The following is a 17,549-nucleotide window of genomic DNA, read 5'->3' as shown; positions in this document are numbered from 1 at the left end:
ATCCGGGTGACCGCCGGCTCCCCCTACCTTTCCGGCCCGGCGAATCGCCAGTTCGTGCGGGTCACCGTTGGGATGCTGCGCGACGATTTCCGTGAGGTCTGCTCCGCCATCGCCGCTGTGGCCCCTGAAGGCAGTGGATCCGCCGGGGCAGGGCAGGGCACGGCTCACCGAACGAGGATCGGGGCGTGCAGCACGTCAGCGACGAAGTTCCCCCAGGCGATTCCGGCGATCCCATCCGACGGATCGACGGGCGGATCGGACGGACCACCCTCAACCACCCGAACGCCCTGAACGCGATCACCCTCGTGCACGCCCGGGTCCGTGTGCGCGGCTTCGCCGTCGAGGACCCCAGTCTCGAGGACCGGTTCGTGGCGCTCACCGGTGAGGGTCATCGCAGGGGCGATCGTCGGCGCGCTGCTGTTACCGATCGGACCGGTCACACTGCTCCCCCGGGGAGGTGATGAGCGTGTCAGGGTCCGCATGGCGATCGGTGCTCGTTGCCGGTTAGGTGAGCGTCTCGCTCCTCGGGCTGGGCGCCATCGGCCTGTTCGTCTCGACGCTGACCTCCGTGCCGGTGGGGGCGGTGGGGGCGGTGGCCGCATCGGTGGTCGTGTCGGTGATCTCCCAGACCCTCGGAATGCTCCCGCAGTTGTCGCTGCCGCATCCCTGCCTGTTCACGCATCACCGGCTAGGGTTCGCCGGGTTGCTGAGCCAGCCGCTACATGAGTACGGTCGTCGACAACGTGCTGCTGCAAGGCGGTTACATCCTCGCCTTCGGTGCGCTCGCCAACGGACGTTTCGCGACCAAGGACATCCTGTCCCGAGAATGACAGAAAACTTCGCCGAGAAGGTTACCTCCCCGAAACAGGACGGGCGTATCGTTGACGCAGACCACCGGTTGGCTTTGACCGGTTGAGCTGGCCCGGATTTGGGCGGCAGGTCGTGACGCACATCGTGCCGCACCCTGCCCGCTTCTCAGCTATCCGAGGTCTCATGGCAACCGTCTTCCGATTCTCCGCACATGCTCGCCGTGCCACTCCTCTGCTCGGCGCCGTCGCCCTGCTGATGCTCACCGGCTGCGCCTCCGCTGCGCCGGCAGCGGAGCCGTCAAAACCCGCCGCGCCGGCGGCATCCGCTTACCCGTTGACGGTCGAGAACTGCGGAACCGAGGTGACCTTCGAGAAAGCACCCGAGCGGGTGCTGACGATCAAATCGACGTCGACCGAGATGCTCCTCGCACTCGGCCTCGAGGACCGCCTGATCGGCCAGGCCTTCCCAGACGGCCCGATCCCCGACGCGCTCGGCGGGGAGGATGTGCCGGTCATCAGCGACAAGGTGCCAGGCCAGGAGGCCGTGCTGACCCTGGAGCCCGACCTCGTCTACGCGGGCTGGGAGTCGAACTTCTCGGCCGACGGCGCCGGAGACCGGGAAACCCTCGCCAGCCTCGGCGTGAACACCTACGTATCGCCTGCGGCGTGCAAGGAAGCGGGCAAGCCCGACACGCTTCGGTTCGACGACGTCTTCGACCAGATCGAGGAGATCGGCGCCCTCTTCGACGTGCCCGGTGCCGCGACGGAACTCATCGACGAGCAGCGGGCAGCGCTCGATGACCTCACCCCCGTCTCCGACGTCAGCGCCCTGTGGTACTCCAGCGGCTCCGACATCCCGTACGTCGGCGCCGGCAGCGGCGCGCCACAGATGATCATGGATGCCGTCGGTGTCACGAACATCGCGGCGGGGGTCGATGACTCGTGGACCCCGTTCAACTGGGAATCGGTCGTCGATGCCAACCCCGACGTGATCATCCTCGTCGTCTCCGACTGGGGCAGCGCGGAGAAAAAGATCGGTGTGCTGCAGTCGAACCCGGCGACGGCGAAGCTGGATGCCGTCGTGAACGAACGGTTCATCACGGTTCCGTTCGCGGCAACCGAGGCTGGGGTGCGCAACGTTGAAGCGGCGGCCACCATCGCCGGGCAACTGGAGAAGCTGGGCTTGTGACAGCCACGATCGAGACTCCCAGCCGACCGGCACCGTTCGCCGGCCGGGAGCTTCGACGTGTCCCGCCGACCGCCTGGGTCGTGCTCCTCTCCGGAATCCTGCTGCTGTCGATTGTGTTCTCCGTGACTCTCGGCCCCGCCGACATCCGCCCGGCCGAGGTGTGGGGCTCGATTCTTGGCCACCTCGGGCTTGACCCGACGGCCCTCGGCGGGCAGGTGCTTTCGCCCCTCCGCGACGGGATCGTGTGGGAGCTTCGAGTGCCGCGGATCCTCACCGCAGCAGCGGTCGGCGCCGGCCTGGCCCTCTCCGGCACGGTGATGCAGGCGATCACTCGAAACCCACTCGCAGACCCTTACCTCCTCGGTTTGTCGTCTGGAGCATCCCTCGGCGCCGTCGCAGTGATCCTGCTCGGTTTCGGGCTTCTGCTCCCGGTCGCTGCCTTCGCCGGCGCCCTCGCCGCCTTGCTCGCCACCCTCCTCCTTGCTGGGGCGGCCGGCGCCCTGACGCCCACCCGAACGGTCCTCGCCGGTCTTGCCGTTTCGTCGTTCTTCGGAGCGGTCACCAGCCTGGTGATCTTCTGGTCGGCGACCGGGGACACCTACCGGGAGATCCTCAGCTGGCTGCTCGGGTCGCTCAGCGGAGCCGGCTGGCCCGCCGTGGCGATCGGGGCAGGCGCCCTGCTGATCGTCGGGTTGCCGCTCATGCTGACCGGGCGCACCCTCGACGCGTTCGCGTTCGGCGACACTGCGGCGTCCGCTCTCGGCATCGGCGTGAACCCCACCCGTTGGCTGCTGCTCACCGCAACCGCCCTGCTCACAGGGGCGATGGTCGCAGTCTCCGGTTCAATCGGTTTCGTCGGGCTGATCCTGCCCCATGCGGTCCGCCTCGTCGCCGGTCAACGCAACCGTGTGGTGCTTCCGCTCTCGGCGCTCGCCGGGGCCGTCTTCCTGATCTGGATCGATACCGGAGCGAGAACCCTGTTCGATCCGCGGGAGCTGCCCGTCGGCATCCTCACCGCCGTCGTCGGCGCACCGGTCTTCGCGCTGCTGCTGCTCCGGGCGAGGCGAATCCGATGACGAGAACCGAATCTGCGCACGGTCTCGGCGACGCGATCTCCGCCGCTCCGCCTGCCGCCCTGGCTGCCAGCAGGTTGACGTTCTCCCGAGACGGCCGGCTGGTGATCGACGGTGTTGACGTGGACCTGCCGGTGGGATCGTTCGGTGCGGTGATCGGCCCGAACGGCGCAGGCAAGTCGACACTGCTCCAGCTGCTCGTCGGGGCATTGCCCGTCGACTCCGGCACCGTGTTGTTCGACGGCGCCGACCTCCTTGCCCTCCGCCGGCGGGACAGGGCGCGCCTGGTGGCGCTCAGCGAGCAGCACGGCGACGGCGACACCGGCCTGCGGGTCAACGACGTCGTCCTGCTTGGCAGGACCCCGCACATCGGTCGCTGGGCGAGCGAAGGCCCAGCTGACCGCCAGGTCGTCGCCGACGCCCTCTCCGCCGTCGGAATGTCCGCTTTCGCCGACCGCCCCTTCGACACCCTGTCCGGCGGGGAGCGCCAGCGGGTGCACCTGGCTCGGGCGCTCGCCCAGCAGCCACGGCTGCTCCTCCTCGACGAGCCCACCAACCACCTCGACGTGCGCGCCCAGTTGAGCCTGCTGTCGCTCGTCCGGGCGCAGACCGCCGCAGGCATCACCGCGGTCGCAGCCCTCCATGACCTCAACATCGCCGCCGCGTACGCGGACACCGTGATCGTGCTGGGTGAAGGGAGAGTCGTCGCGGCCGGGCCGACGGCATCCGTGCTCACCGGAAAGCTGATCGGCGACGTCTACGGGGTGCGCGCCGACGTGCTGCGGCACCCGCGGACCGGTCGGCCTCTCATCGCGTTCGACACCACCTGACCTCATACCCGCCGCGCATAACTCCGCCAGCTCGCAGCCGCAGACACCCGACGCCCGCTGCGCACAACTCCGCCAGAACTCACCCGAGGCCACAGCGCCGCCGCCTGATCCCGGCACGGCGCCCCGGGCCACAACCCCTCCAGGCGGAGCTACGAACCGATGCCGTCCTTGCCCGCACGCCGACCGGCGGCGCCGATCGGCACGGAGCCACCGGTCGGTTGCGCACAACTCCGCCAGAACCCACCCGAGGCCACAGCGCCGCCGCCTGATCCCAGCACGGCGCCCCGGCCGCAACCCCTCCAGGCGGAGCTACGAACCGATGCCGTCCTTGCCCGCACGCCGACCGGCGGCGAAGCCCTGCGCGTACGCCTCGTCGCTGCCGAGCCGGAACATGTCCTTCTCGGCGCCGCGCACGAGCACCCGAGCGCCTGGTCCGTCCTCTCCGGTGAGAAGGTGCGCGAGTCCGCGGACGACTGCGACCGGACGGCCGGACGACTTGCCCTTCACGAGGTCGGCTGCCCCGGCGAGTTCATCGGCGACGGCAGTGATCGTGACGGTGAGCGGGCGCCCGGAAGCATCCGTCTGCCCGCGCAGGTCGTCGACGACACGGATGCCTGCGGCTCCGATCGCGATGTCGGTCTGGCCTTCGCGCCACGGCCGCCCAACGGTGTCAGTGATGACCACACCGACGGCGATCCCGAGACGGGCGTGGAGCCCCGCCCGGATCTCACGCGCGGAGGCGTCAGGGTCGACGGGCAGCAGAAGCACGGTCCCGTCTGGCGTGTTGCTTGAGTCGACACCGGCGGCAGCCATCACAAGGCCGAGCCGGTTCTCGACGATCCGTGTCACCCCGTTCGGATGCTCCCGGCTGGCCACCACACGGACGGTCTCGTCGGTGATCGCCTGTTCCCGGTCGGCGGCGAGGATCCGCCGGCCCTCCGCTTTCGAGACGATCTTGGAGGTGATGAGGAGAATGTCGCCGTCCTCGAGGTCGCGGCCGACGACCTCAGCCACGATTCTCGTCAGGTCGTCGCCTGACTCGATCTCACCGATGCCGTCGGGCGCCCAGATGCTCAGCATTCTTCAGCGCACCAGCTTCGGCAGGACGTCACGGCCGAAGGTTTCGATCCACTCGCGCTGGTTGCGGCCGACGTTGTGGAGGTAGATCCGGTCAAAGCCCAGGTCCGCGAACCGCTGGATGTGAGCCCGGTGCACGTCGGGGTCAGACGAAATCACCATGCGGCCGTCGAAGTCCTCCGCCCGGACCATCTTGGCCATCTGCTCGAACTCGAACGGGGAGCGGATGTCGGCCTTCGGGAATCTCATCGCCCCATTGGGCCATTCGGTCAACGCGTTCTGCATCGCTTCCTCATCCGTCGGCGCCCACGACAGGTGCAACTGGAGCACCTTCGGCATCGTCGAGGCGTCGCGGCCGGACTCCCGCGCGCCCTCCGCGAACCTTCCGAACAGCATCGAGATCTTCTCGAGCGGCGCACCGACGGTGATGAGGCCATCGACATGCTTGCCGGCCCGCCTGGCGGTCACCGGCCCGGCTGTCGCGACGAGGATCTCGGGGGCGACCTCGGGCATCGTCCACAACCGAGTGGACTCGAGCTTGAAGTACTGGCCGCTGTGTTTGGTGTCGCGGCCCACGAGCGAGGCGGCGAAGAGCCTTTTGATGATGTCAGCCGCTTCGAACATCCGTGAAATGCGCTCGGCGGGTTCGGGCCAGTACTGCCCGACGACATGCTCGTTGAGTGCTTCACCTGAGCCGAGGCCGAGCCAGTGCCTGCCCGGGTACATCGACGCCAGTGTGGCTGAGGCCTGCGCGACGAGAGCCGGGTGCAGGCGGAACGTCGGCGCCGTGACGCCGGTTCCGAAGTCGCCGGCCGTTCGTTCGCCGAGTGCCCCGAGGACGCTCCAGACGAACGAGGACTGTCCCTGCTGGGGAATCCACGGTTGGAAGTGGTCGGTCGCCATCACGCCGGTGAACCCGTGCTGCTCGGCGAAGGCGCTCAGCGCCACCGCCTCCTGTGGCGCGAACTGCTCCAGCATGGCGGCGTAGCCGACGGAAAGAGATCCCATGTGCCTATCTTGGCCCACGCCTGCGCCTGCTCCCCCGCCAGTTGCCCGATCTGGCGGGTCCTTCGCCGCCCAGACCCCGGATAGCGGGCAACTCGCGTCACCGGGGTCGGATAGCGTGGAGTTCATGCGCATCGCCACCTGGAACGTCAACTCGATTCGAGCCCGCGTCGGGCGCACCGTCGACTGGATGGTGCGTGAGGACATCGACGTACTCGCCATGCAGGAGATCAAGTGCAGGCCCGACCAGTTCCCGACCGAACTCTTTGAAGAGGCCGGCTACGAACTGGCCATCCATGGCCTCAACCAGTGGAACGGTGTTGCGTTCGCCAGCCGCCTCCCCATGACGGATGTCGTCACCGCGTTCACCGACATGCCTGGTTTCCTCAAGGGCCAGGAGGGCGTCGGCCTGCCACTCGAGGCACGGGCGATGGGCGCGACCGTGAACGGTGTCCGGTTGTGGAGCCTGTACGTTCCCAACGGCCGGTCTCTCGATGACCCGCACTACATCTACAAGCTGGACTGGCTCGCCCGGCTGAAAGCGGATGCCGCCGCGTGGCTGGCCGCGAACCCCGGCGTTCCGTTCGCGCTGATGGGCGACTTCAACGTCGCACCATTCGACGCGGACATGGGCGACCCCAGCGTTGTGCCCGGTCTGTCCACGCACATCTCGCAGCCTGAGCGCGACGCACTCGCGGCGTTCGGCGAGATCGGGCTGACCGACGTGGTCCGGCCGATCGTGCCGGAAGGGTTCACCTACTGGGACTACAAGCAGCTCCGCTTCCCCCGGAACGAGGGGATGCGGATCGACTTCATCCTCGGCTCCCCCGCCTTCGCGAACCTCGTGACGGATGCCTCCATCCACCGCAACGAACGCAAGGGTGAGGCCCCGAGCGACCACGTCCCCGTCGTCGTCAACCTCGACCTGCCGACCGAAGATGACGACGATCGGCCCATGATCTTCTGAATCGGACTCCCACTGTAGACCGTGATCCGACGTACTTTCGGGGGCAGTTAGGCGCCCTCCCGCCAGGATTCTGTGTTTTTCTGTGTTTGCTTTTGCGTTCCCACTCAATCGGGCATAAACTCACTGAAACAAAGATTCGTCTCGTGCGGATCGACGGTTCAGAGACGTCCGAAGGGTCAGCGCCGACATGTATGCCATTGAACGCCACGAGCGAATCGCAGAACTTCTGCAAGCCAGCGGCCGCGTCACCGTCACCGAACTCGCCGACAGCCTCGCCGTCACCGCAGAGACAGTCCGCCGCGACCTCGATGTGCTCGAGCGACAGGGCGCTCTCCGCCGGGTGCACGGCGGCGCCGTTGCCTCGGGTAAGACCAGCCTCGTCGAGTCCACCGTCGCAGACCGCGCCGGCCAGGCTCGCGAGACGAAGCTCGCGATCGCTCGAGCCGCGTTCGCTCTGCTCGGCGATGAATTTCGCGGATCGATTCTCCTCGACGCAGGCACAACGACCGGAGCCCTCGCCGAGCTCCTCGCCGACTGGCGCGGAGACGGTTCGTCGAGCATCACGGTGATCACCAACTCCGTTCCGATCGCAGCGCTGCTCCACCACAACCCCGCTCTGGATCTGCACCTCCTCGGTGGCAGCGTCCGCGGCGTCACGAGTGCCGCCGTCGGCGGCAGCACGATCGAACAACTCGCGCACCTCCGCCCCGACATCGCTTTCCTCGGCGCGAACGGGATCTCCGCCGGTTTCGGTCTGAGCACCCCAGAGGAGCGCGAGGCGTCGGTCAAGTCCGCCATGGTGCGGGCGGCCCGCCGCACGGTCGCACTCGTCGACTCCTCCAAGCTCGGCGACGAAGCGCTCTACCGGTTCGCCGAACTGCGCGAACTCGACACGCTCATCTCCGATACGGATCCGATCGGGGATCTCTCGACGGCGCTCGACGCCGACGAGGTGGAGGTGATCGTCGCGTGATCGTCACCGTCACCCTCAACCCCTCGTTCGACCGGACAATCGACCTCGACGCCCCGCTCGAGCGCGGCCAGGTCCAGCGAGCCGCCCGCGCCGTCCAGGAGCCGGGCGGCAAGGGCGTCAACGTCTCCCGTGCCCTGCACGCGGCCGGCGTCGCCACGATCGCCATCCTCCCCGGCGCCTCGACGGACCCCATGGTTCTCGCACTCCTCGCTGACGGGATCGACGCTCGGACCGTGCCGGTGACCGCAGCCATCCGCTCCAACACGACGATCACCGAGCCGGGTGGAACGACGACCAAGCTCAACGAACCAGGCACCGCCCTGCCGGCAGAAACCGCGACGGCGCTGCGTGACCTCATCGTCTCGCGGTCGACGGATGCCACCTGGCTGGTTCTCGCCGGATCGATGCCCCCCGGCCTGCCAGCCGACTTCTACGTTCGCGTCGTGCGCGACGTGCGAAGCGCAGCGGCCCGGAACGGGGTTGCCGCACCGCGCATCGCCGTCGACAGCTCGGGCGAGCCGCTCGCCGTGCTGCTCGCGTCTGCCGAGACCGTTGACCTGATCAAGCCGAACGCCGAGGAGCTGTTCGAACTCGCGCTCTCGTTGGGCATCGCTGTCCCCGAGACGAATCCCGAATCCCTCGGGCACGACGATTACACCGTCGTCGAGATCGCCGACCGTGTGCTGCAGCACGGTCTTGGAGCCGCCCTCATCACGCTGGGCTCCCGCGGCGCGGTGCTCGCCAACAACACCGAGGTGCTCAGCGCCGCTGCGCCGCGCATCGTCGCTCGCAGCACCGTCGGGGCAGGTGACTGCTCGCTCGCCGGCTTCCTGCTCGCGTCCGAGCGGGGCGACGCCGCCGCTGGCTGCCTCGCCCAGGCCGTCGCCCACGGCGCGGCCGCCGCAACGCTTCCCGGCTCGAGAGTTCCGACTCTCGAGCAGGCGGATCCCGGCGCTATCGCCGTCACCCGCCACCCGCGCGCTCTGGCCGAGTAGCGCTCCCCCCTTTCACCCACGACTTCCCTGAACACCGCGACAACGAAGGAGTTTCGTCCATGTCCTCCCTGATCACTCCCCAGCTGGTCCTCCTCGACCAGAACCTCGGAACAGACCGCGCAGCGGTCATCCGCACTCTCGCCGCCCTCGTCGTCGACAACGGCCGGGCCACCGACGTCGACGCGCTCTTCGCCGACGCGTGGGACCGCGAGTCGAAGACCGACACCGGCATCCCCGGCGGCCTTGCCATCCCGCATTGCCGTTCTGAGGCGGTCACCGTGCCGACGCTGGTCATGGCGCGACCGAACCCGGGTGTCGATTTCGGCGAGGACGAGCCGGCTGACCTTATCTTCTTCATCGCCGCCCCGGCGGGCGCGGACCAGGCTCACCTGACACTGCTGTCCACCCTCGCCCGCTCGCTCATCCGAGAAGACTTCACCGACGCGCTTCGAAGCGCTCCCACTCCGCAAGCAGTCGTCGACCTCGTCGATGGCGCGCTCGCCCCCGCGGCACCCGCCGAACCGGCACCGACGACGCCCGCGGCACGCGTTGCCGTGCCTGCCGCCGAAGCCAAGCCGGTCCTCGTCGCGGTGACCGCCTGCCCGACCGGAATCGCGCACACCTATATGGCTGCCGACTCTCTGGTCGCCGCTGCCGAGCGTGCCGGTGCCGAGCTGCACGTCGAGACGCAGGGCTCGTCGAGCGTCACACCGCTCGATCCGGCCGTCATTCAGCGCGCTGCGGCCGTCATCTTCGCCGTCGACGTCGACGTGCGCGACAAGGGCCGTTTCGCCGGCATGCCACTCGTCCAGTCACCGGTGAAACGCGGGATCGACGAACCGGACACCATGATCGCCGAGGCCCTCGCGGCATCCACCGACCCGAACGCTCGACGCGTCTCGGGCGACGGAGCCGGCGCCCGAGCGGCCAGCGACGACGCCAGGACCGAACACATCGGCCAGAAGCTCAAACGCTACCTGCTCACCGGTGTCAGCTACATGATCCCCTTCGTGGCTGGTGGCGGTCTTCTGATCGCCCTCGGCTTCCTGCTCGCCGGTTACCGGATCACCGAGAACGCCGGTGACATCGTGCTCGGCAACAGCCTGCTGAACCTGCCGGACGGCGGTCTCGGACAGTACCTCGGCGCGGTCGCCTACATCATCGGTACCGCGTCGATGGGCTTCCTCGTCCCCGCGCTTGCCGGTTACATCGCCTACGCGATCGCCGACCGCCCCGGTATCGCCGTCGGCTTCACCGCGGGCGCCGTCGCGCTCGTGATGAACGCGGGCTTCCTCGGCGGACTCGTCGGTGGTCTCCTCGCTGGTTTCATCGCCTGGGCGATCGGACGCATCTCGGTTCCGCGCTGGCTTCGCGGCCTGATGCCCGTCGTCATCATTCCGCTCGTCGGCTCGATCTTCGCCTCGGGGCTCATGATCGTGCTGCTCGGCGGACCGATCGCTGCGCTGATGAGCGGACTGACCACGTGGCTCTCCTCGCTCACCGGAACCTCGGCCATTCTCCTCGGTCTCATCCTTGGAACGATGATGGCGATCGACCTCGGCGGTCCGGTGAACAAGGTCGCCTATGCATTCGCCGTCGCCGGACTCGGTGCAGGATCGTTCGACAACCAGGCACCGTGGGCGATCATGGCCGCTGTCATGGCCGCCGGAATGGTTCCCCCGCTCGCCCTCGCCCTGGCAACACTCATCGACCGCAAAGTGTTCAGCGCCGCTGAGCGTGAGAACGGCAAACCTGCCTGGCTGCTCGGCGCGGCGTTCATCTCCGAGGGAGCGATCCCCTTCGCCGCGGCAGACCCGCTTCGGGTCATCCCCGCCGGCATCGTCGGCAGCGCGATCACCGGTGCCATCGTCATGGGCTCCGGCGTAACCTCGCAAGCTCCGCACGGCGGCATCTTCGTGTTCTTCGCGATCGGCAACATCCTGACGTTCATCGTCGCGATCCTCGTGGGAATGATCGTCTCCGCAGTGCTCGTCGTGCTGCTCAAGCGATTCGTGCGGCGCCGCCCGGAAGCCGCTGAAACGTCGACGACGGATGCCGCAACAGTTGACGCTGGCGTACCCGCGACAGTCTGACTCCCGCCCTCCTCAAACCGTTCAGCCCATCAAGGAATCTCCATGCCGAAACGCACAGCGGTCGACGCCAGCCGGTCGCAGTCACCATCGCACCAGAAGCCAGCGGTCTGCTCAACGCGGCGAGCATCCTGCCGATCATGAGCGTTGGCGCGGCCAACGGCGAGATCGTCACGCCGCCGATGGCGACGGCGCCGGTGCGGCACTCACCGAACTGTTGGCGGTGCATGAAACTGACCTCGGCGCCGAATAACCTGGCGGCACCGATCGCGGGCCCTGGTGGATCTAGCCGCTGGTGACGACGGCGAATCCGCCGGGCCTGATCGTGACGTGCGCGGGCCCCGCGATCGTGTACGAGGCGACGAGCCTGCCACCGGAATCGTAACTGCGCAGCGTGCCGGTGCTGCCGCCTTCGTTCATCGCGACCCGCTGCGGGAGCGCACTCGACGAGTGCGCGAGCTCGGTACTGCCAACCGGGCCCGAGAAGACGAGCCGGCCGATCACCGGCCGCAGGATCAGCGCGTCGAGAGCCACCGTGCCTGTCAGCGCGGTCACCGACACGGTGGACTGCGATGCGGGGATGCCGATCCGCAGCGACTGCGGCAACAGAGCCCCTGGCACAGCGGTCACGCCCTGGTCACCGACGCCGTGCTTGAGCACGCCCAGTGGGAGGACGCCACCGCGCCAGAGGGATCGTGCCTTTCCGTTCTCAGCCGAGTAGACCACCGGCTCGATAAGCCAGGCACTCGAGGATGTCGGCAAGGAGAAGCTGGCAGTTTCCCGTCGGTTCAGTTCGAGGTAGCCGGTACCTGAGTACTGCGATTCACCGGTCCACGTCGAGGCCGGCGTAACGACGGAACCCGTCGTCGTGGTCGTCGCCTCCGCCTCGACGACGGTGAGTCCTGACCGGGATTCCACGGTGGTGAGGCCGGCCGCCCGCTCGGCGACATCCGGATGCGCGTCGAGTGCGAGCATCGACAACAGGCCGTGAATGGTGCTCTCGGCCCCGCTGTTCCGGTTGATGGTTCCGTCCGCGGCGACTCCGTCGTAGGTCACCCCGGTATCAGGGTTGTAGATCGCCTCGCCGGAGGCGTTCGTGCCGAAATACCAGCTGCCGAACACGGAAGCCAGTTCCTTCAGCCCGGGAAGCCCTGCCACATCGGCCACGGCCAGGAGAGACTGCAACCGGGAGTCCACCCCGTAAGCGATCTGCGTCTTGTCGATCGGGGTTGGCAGCCAGGCGTTATCAGGCCCGCCCGCGGTCAGCAGGACCGGGTCGAAGACGGCGGAGTCGGCGATGGCCGGTGCCAGCAACTCCGGCTTGCTGAGAGTCGCGGATGCCGCGGCGAGAGCCGCAGGCATCTGCGTACCCCATGCATGCCAGATCGAGCGGGACTCGGCCCAGGGCAGGATTGCACCGTACGGCCAGTCCTGAGCGTCACCCGCGCCCATCCTGGCGATGCCCTCGGCCAGTTTGGACAGGGCGTCACGGACGGCGGCATCCTCGGGAGCGGCGTCCGAATAAGCGGCAAGACCGAGCACCGCCTCGGCGCTGGCGTCCGCCCCGTTGGTGATCAGCCACGCGGGCAGTTCCACACCGTCGACGACGAGGTACTCGCCGTAGGCATCGAGCACCTGACGGTCGACGGCGGCCACGCTGAGCTGCAACCGGTCCTGGAGGAAGGCGGCGAAGTCGGCATCGACGTCGCGGAACGCCGCGTAGCCTTCGCCGAGCGCCCAGAGAGTGCGGGCCAGCCAGTAGCTCTCGGCGGAGTCGGACGGATCGGGGAGCTCGACCGGTTCTGCGCTGGGGTTCAGCGTTCCGTCGTCCTGCATCCACAACACGACATTGCCGGCGTTCTGCCCCGTGGCCGTCTGCAGATATGCGACGGAGCGAAGCAGCTCATAGGCCTTCTGCTGCGACGCGGCATCCCCGGACTGCTGCCAGTGGCGCAGATAGACGACCGCGGCGCGGGTCACATCGTCGGCGTTGAACGCACCCTGGCCGTAGTATCCGGTTTCCGGGTCGAACTCTCCCCCGCCGATGCGCTCGAAGGTCTCGCCGTCGCGAGCGTCGGCGTATGTCCACGGCATGACGAGCGCGGGTTCTTCGGCCAGCCGATACGTCGTGTGCTCGGCGGTCTCCGCCGGAGCGACCTCATCGAGGAGGAAGTCCAGGTGGGCGACGTTCGTGAGCGGTTCGGGGGCTGCGGCTGCCGGAGCGGCCATAGCCACTGTTCCAACCGTGAGGAGGGCTGCAGTGAGGACCGCCGTGATCCGGTGGCGTGTTCCTGCAAGCATGTGCCGCTCCTCTCAAGCGCCGGTGCCGTGAGTGATCGTCAGCTTACGCCCTCCAGGCGGGCAGCACCGATCTTCGAGTCTGCCATCCCATAGAAAACAAAGTGCGCATCGCCAATCTTCTCGATCGCTGTTGGGAAGACGACGTTCGGCACGATCCCGCTTTTCTCATCGGCTGTCTCGGCGGCAAGCAGCGGTTCCTCCGTCCGGGCGACGACTTTCCATGGCTGCTCAGCGTCGAGGATCATTCCGCCGGCGGCGTAATTCACATTCTGCTGCTGGTCGAAAGCGCGGGCGAGAACCCCGGTGACCCCGTGATGCAGCAGGAGCCACCCCTCGGGTACGCGGAGGGGGGCTGGGCCGCCCCCGATCTTGACCGCTTCGAACGGGAAAGCCGGTCCGGCGAGGAATCGGTGGCCGCGCCAAGACGTCAGGGAGCGGATGTCGCGGGCGACGTCATCGACGTGGACGAAGCTGATCCAGATGCTTTGCCGGTCGTCGGTGATACCGGCAGGGACCCGGATGCCCTGCCCTGGCTTGACCTCGTCGAGGTCCCACATCGGCCGGTGAAGCACCGCGAAGCTCCGCACACCGTCCGGGCCGGTGACGGCCTCGGGGAAGAACACCGTGTCCTTGTTGTGGAAAAGGTTGAGATCCATGTCGAGGTCGTCGTCGTACTCGTAGAGAACCGGGCCGAGCCGGGTCCACTCGCGGAGATCCGGAGAGGTAGCTATCGCGCTGCGTGGCCCGAGGGGTCCGTAGGCGACGTAGGTCATCACGTGAAGTCCGAGGTCCTCGATCCAGGTGATGCGGGGATCTTCGACGCCCGCGTTGCCGACACCGCGTTCCCAGCCGCGGTCCGGTGCGAGAACAACGCCCTCGCGCTCGACCGAGACCGGGATCCCGTCCTCGATGACGACCCGGGCCAGACCGACGCGGGAGACGTTCCCGGCTTCGACCATGCGCGGCAGGAGATACAACTCACCATCGGGGCCACGGCCCGATCCGGGGTTGAGGACCCCCTCAGCCTCAAGCTCGTTCCCTGGTTCTGGCGTCATGACGACACCGACCCGGGTGAGCTTGTATGGAAAACGAGTGGACTGGACTGACATGGTCAACCTTTCACCCCGGAGCCGATGTCCGTGGAGACGAAGAAACGCTGGAAATAGATGAACAGAAGGACGACCGGCGCGGCGAGCACGACGGCTCCGGCCAGCATCGCGCCGAACGGGTTGGTCGTGGATGCGGCGATGGTGGAGATGTAGTTGGCGAGCGAGACAGCGAGCGGTTGCAGGCTGGCTTCCTTTGTGATGAGAAACGGCCAGAGGAATTCGTTCCACGGGCCGATGAAGGTGATCAGGATGACCGTGACCAGCGCTGGACGCACAAGCGGGATCGCCACCTGCCAGAGCACACGCAGTTCACTTGCGCCGTCGATCCTCGCGGCGTCGAACAGTTCCTTCGGAATCTGCAGGAAGTACTGGCGGAAGATGACCACAGCGGTCGAGTTGATGAGGTACGGCAGGATCATGCCCAGGTGAGTGTCGCCGAGGCCGTAGTCGCGCGCGATCATCACGTAGAGCGGGATCATGAGCAGCTGAAAGGGAATGGTCTGCACCAGCAGCGCGAGAGCGAATGTCGCACCGCGCCCGCGCCATTTCAGCACCGCAAGCGCATAGCCGGTGACCATGCCGAACAGGACGGTGCCGAGGACGACGCCGCCGGCGAAGATGCCGGAGTTGATCAGACCGGAGAACAGGTTGATCCGCTCGTTGATCGCGACGTAGTTCGCACCGGTGATGTTCGCCGGATTCGGGAAGATCCCCCCGAGCGAGGTGTCCGGGAACCTCTGCAGCGAACCGATCACCATGTAGTAGAACGGGAAGAGGAAGACCAGCGCACCCAGGCCGAGTACGACCCCTCGAAGGATCGCCTGTCCGCGGCTGAGCTGTCCTGGAACGCGGCGTTGCGCAGACATCATTCTTCCTTTCCACCGGCGAACCGGTTTTCAAGCAGGGCGATGGTGAGGACGATGATGACCAGCACGACGCCGATCGCAGCGGCGAAGCCGGGTTTACCCTGCTGCAGGCCCTCCTGGTACATGACGAAGACCGGGGAGCTAGACGCCCCGTTCGGCCCGCCGCCCCCGGTGAGGAGATACGGCTCGGTGAACAGGTTCGCTCCGGTGATGGTGGCCAGCATGAGCACGAGCGCTGTCGCCGGTCTCACGCCAGGGACCGTCACCGAGAAGAAGGACCGGATCGGACCTGCCCCGTCGGTCGACGCCGACTCATACAGTTCATTCGGCACATTCTGGAGAGCAGCGAGGTAGAGCAGGATGAAGAAGCCCAGCTGTTTCCAGGTGACGTACAGGGCGATGGTCGGCATGGCCAGGGTCGGGTTGATCAGCCACGACGGGTCCGGCGCCAGCGGGCCGATGACGTTGTTGATAAGCCCGTTGCCACTGAACATGAACAGCCACACGGCGACAACGGCCACGCTCGCCGTGACGTACGGCACATAAAAGCTGACCCGCAGGAACGCGCGGAAGTGCACGACACGGTTGAGCGCTGTGGCGAGGACAATCGCCAAAATTACCGTGAGCGGCACGTTGATGATGAGGAACACACCGACGTTACGGAAGGACTGGAGAACCTGCGGGTCGGTGAGCGCCGCGACGTAATTGTCGATCCCGATGAACGGACGATCGACGACGGCCCCCGGTGCAGAGAAGAAGTAGTCGTGGAGCGACATGTAGAACGCAAAGACGAGCGGGTACGCGAAGACCACGGCCAGGAAGATCAGGTACGGCGTGCTGAGAAGTGCGCCGAGCGGGTTCTTACCGAAGACGCGTTGAACTACGGGTCGCTTGCGCGATCCCGCCCCGGCCGGTCCTCGGGGGCTGGCAACCCCCGGAGACCGGCCGAGCGTTTCGGATGACATGGCTCATCCCTCTTCGGCCAGAGCGTCGACCTTCTCGGCAGCCCCCTTCAGAGCTTCTTCGAGGTCGCCCTCACCCGAGATGACAGCCTTGGTGTATGCGTCACGGAGGTCCTGCATCATCTCGACGGTGTTACTTCCTGCAGGCACCTCGACGGTGCGGGATGCCTGGTCGCCGAACTGCGTGTAAGCAGGGTTCGCTTCGAAGTAGTCCGGGTACGTGTCAGGAAGGTTCGCCCGGAGCGGCATCTGTCCGGTCAGCTCGAGCAGCTGACCGTCCTGCTCCTCGCTCGTTGCGAACTTGAGCACGTCCCAGGCTGTCGCCTGGTTCTTGCAGGCCGAGTAGAGGCCGACATTCTTGGCGTCGCTGAAGGTGTAGGTCTCCTCCGGAGCGATGCCACTGCTCGTGGGCACGGGCACCGAACCCCAGTTGATGCTGTCGCCGTAAACGGAGATGGCCCATGGGCCGACGATCGACATCGCCGATACGCCGTCGGCGAAGGCGTCTCCCTGGACTTCCTCGCGACCAGAGAAGCCCTGATCGTAGAGCGACTTCCAGAATTCGCCGACGGCGAGCCCCTCTTCGCCGGCGAACGTCGCTTTACCGTCTTCGACGAGCCCCTTGCCTCCGCTTTCAGCCGCAAACAGCGGGAGGAAGTCGAAGCCGACCTGGAAGAACTGGCTCGTCGGAGACGGGTTGATGGCGAACTGCGCCGCCCCCGATTCGACGAGGGTCTTCGACGTGGCGAGGAAGTCGTCGTAGGTCGACAGCGCCGGGTTCTCCGGATCAAGACCGGCCTGAGTGAACTTGTCCTTGTTGTAGAAGATCATCACCGGGTTCGACTTCCACGGCATCTGGAAGTAACCACCTTCGGGCGCACGATATTGCTCCGCAGACTCCCCGCTGCGTTCTTCGATGTATGCCGTTCCGTCTTCGAAGGAGGCGAGGTCGACGAGACCGCCCTGCTTCTGGAACTGGCCGACGGCGGATGGCGCGGTGTTGAAGACGAGGCAGGGCGCGGTGCCGGCGGTGATCGCGGCTCCGATGACTTCTTCACTCGAGTCACCGGCCGGAATCTCCTGGGCTTTGATCTGCTCCTCGGGGTTCTCAGCGTTCCAGGCGTCGACCATGGCCTTGGCCCAGGCGACTTCCTGCTCGTTGTTGGAATACCAGATGGTGATGTCGCCACGGGAGGTGAGGGCATCCGAGTCGGCTGCGCCTCCTCCCGAGCACGCGGTGAGCGCGAGGAGAGCGGCGGCCGCTGTGGCTGTCGCCGAGATGAGAGTGCGTCGTTGCACGGGT

The 17,549-nt window shown here is 67.0% G+C and carries 16 protein-coding genes; 7 read left to right on the top strand and 9 right to left on the bottom strand.

Features of this window, described 5'->3' with window-relative positions; genetic code table 11:
- Positions 1 to 164: 164 nt before the first annotated feature.
- Together JWP90_RS10780 and JWP90_RS10775 are read right to left on the bottom strand one after the other, a co-directional pair.
- A complete protein-coding gene (locus JWP90_RS10780) occupies positions 165 to 440 on the bottom strand; it encodes a hypothetical protein (protein WP_297363745.1) in 276 nt (91 codons plus the stop codon).
- A gap of 64 nt (positions 441 to 504) precedes the next feature.
- Complete coding sequence (locus tag JWP90_RS10775) at positions 505 to 678, bottom strand: hypothetical protein (RefSeq protein ID WP_297363739.1); 174 nt, start codon at positions 676 to 678, stop codon at positions 505 to 507.
- 315 nt (positions 679 to 993) lie between these two features.
- Here JWP90_RS10775 and JWP90_RS10770 point away from each other — a divergent pair, with 315 nt between their 5' ends.
- From JWP90_RS10770 to JWP90_RS10760, 3 genes are all read left to right on the top strand, one after another.
- On the top strand, positions 994 to 1,998 hold the full coding sequence (locus JWP90_RS10770) for a putative F420-0 ABC transporter substrate-binding protein (protein ID WP_297363736.1): 1,005 nt from the start codon (positions 994 to 996) through the stop codon (positions 1,996 to 1,998).
- An 80-nt stretch (positions 1,999 to 2,078) separates the two neighbouring features.
- Complete coding sequence (locus JWP90_RS10765) at positions 2,079 to 3,074, top strand: putative F420-0 ABC transporter permease subunit (protein ID WP_297363742.1); 996 nt, start codon at positions 2,079 to 2,081, stop codon at positions 3,072 to 3,074.
- Positions 3,071 to 3,901: an ABC transporter ATP-binding protein gene (locus tag JWP90_RS10760; protein ID WP_297363732.1), complete on the top strand. Its 831-nt coding sequence runs from the start codon at positions 3,071 to 3,073 to the stop codon at positions 3,899 to 3,901. The genes JWP90_RS10765 and JWP90_RS10760 overlap by 4 nt, the downstream gene beginning before the upstream one ends.
- Before the next feature lie 309 nt (positions 3,902 to 4,210).
- On the opposite strand, the gene JWP90_RS10755 is transcribed toward JWP90_RS10760, so the two are convergent.
- Both JWP90_RS10755 and JWP90_RS10750 read right to left on the bottom strand, forming a co-directional pair.
- A complete protein-coding gene (locus tag JWP90_RS10755; RefSeq protein WP_297363729.1) occupies positions 4,211 to 4,981 on the bottom strand; it encodes a coenzyme F420-0:L-glutamate ligase in 771 nt (256 codons plus the stop codon).
- Positions 4,982 to 4,984: 3 nt separating this feature from the next.
- Positions 4,985 to 5,986: a TIGR03557 family F420-dependent LLM class oxidoreductase gene (locus tag JWP90_RS10750; protein WP_297363726.1), complete on the bottom strand. Its 1,002-nt coding sequence runs from the start codon at positions 5,984 to 5,986 to the stop codon at positions 4,985 to 4,987.
- Positions 5,987 to 6,110: 124 nt separating this feature from the next.
- On the opposite strand from JWP90_RS10750, the gene JWP90_RS10745 reads away from it, so the two are divergent.
- The 4 genes from JWP90_RS10745 to JWP90_RS10730 all read left to right on the top strand — a co-directional run bounded on the left by JWP90_RS10745 (position 6,111) and on the right by JWP90_RS10730 (position 11,011).
- A complete protein-coding gene (locus JWP90_RS10745; RefSeq protein ID WP_297363724.1) occupies positions 6,111 to 6,950 on the top strand; it encodes an exodeoxyribonuclease III in 840 nt (279 codons plus the stop codon).
- 187 nt (positions 6,951 to 7,137) lie between these two features.
- The gene (locus JWP90_RS10740; protein ID WP_297363721.1) at positions 7,138 to 7,923 is read left to right on the top strand and encodes a DeoR/GlpR family DNA-binding transcription regulator; all 786 of its coding nucleotides are present in this window, start codon (positions 7,138 to 7,140) and stop codon (positions 7,921 to 7,923) included.
- On the top strand, positions 7,920 to 8,918 hold the full coding sequence (locus JWP90_RS10735) for a 1-phosphofructokinase family hexose kinase (RefSeq protein ID WP_297363717.1): 999 nt from the start codon (positions 7,920 to 7,922) through the stop codon (positions 8,916 to 8,918). The genes JWP90_RS10740 and JWP90_RS10735 overlap by 4 nt, the downstream gene beginning before the upstream one ends.
- 59 nt (positions 8,919 to 8,977) lie before the next feature.
- Positions 8,978 to 11,011, top strand: coding sequence for a fructose-specific PTS transporter subunit EIIC (locus JWP90_RS10730; protein ID WP_297363714.1), 2,034 nt, complete (start codon positions 8,978 to 8,980; stop codon positions 11,009 to 11,011).
- 282 nt (positions 11,012 to 11,293) lie between these two features.
- Here the strand turns inward: JWP90_RS10730 and JWP90_RS10725 are convergent, their stop codons facing one another.
- The 5 genes from JWP90_RS10725 to JWP90_RS10705 are packed head-to-tail and all read right to left on the bottom strand — an operon-like array spanning position 11,294 to position 17,545.
- Positions 11,294 to 13,309, bottom strand: coding sequence for a hypothetical protein (locus tag JWP90_RS10725; RefSeq protein WP_297363711.1), 2,016 nt, complete (start codon positions 13,307 to 13,309; stop codon positions 11,294 to 11,296).
- A 38-nt stretch (positions 13,310 to 13,347) separates the two neighbouring features.
- Positions 13,348 to 14,418 (bottom strand): glycosidase, encoded by a 1,071-nt coding sequence (locus JWP90_RS10720; protein ID WP_297363709.1) that lies wholly within the window; start codon positions 14,416 to 14,418, stop codon positions 13,348 to 13,350.
- A gap of 2 nt (positions 14,419 to 14,420) precedes the next feature.
- Positions 14,421 to 15,284, bottom strand: coding sequence for a carbohydrate ABC transporter permease (locus tag JWP90_RS10715; RefSeq protein WP_297363706.1), 864 nt, complete (start codon positions 15,282 to 15,284; stop codon positions 14,421 to 14,423).
- Positions 15,284 to 16,249 (bottom strand): carbohydrate ABC transporter permease, encoded by a 966-nt coding sequence (locus JWP90_RS10710; RefSeq protein WP_297363703.1) that lies wholly within the window; start codon positions 16,247 to 16,249, stop codon positions 15,284 to 15,286. Before JWP90_RS10710 ends, JWP90_RS10715 begins: the two co-directional genes overlap by 1 nt.
- Before the next feature lie 3 nt (positions 16,250 to 16,252).
- Positions 16,253 to 17,545 (bottom strand): sugar ABC transporter substrate-binding protein, encoded by a 1,293-nt coding sequence (locus JWP90_RS10705; RefSeq protein ID WP_297363700.1) that lies wholly within the window; start codon positions 17,543 to 17,545, stop codon positions 16,253 to 16,255.
- Positions 17,546 to 17,549 lie beyond the last annotated feature (4 nt).

Source organism: Mycetocola sp., from assembly GCF_025464835.1.
Classification (GTDB): Bacteria; Actinomycetota; Actinomycetes; order Actinomycetales; family Microbacteriaceae; genus Mycetocola_A.
This window is presented reverse-complemented; position numbering and strand designations above follow the sequence as displayed.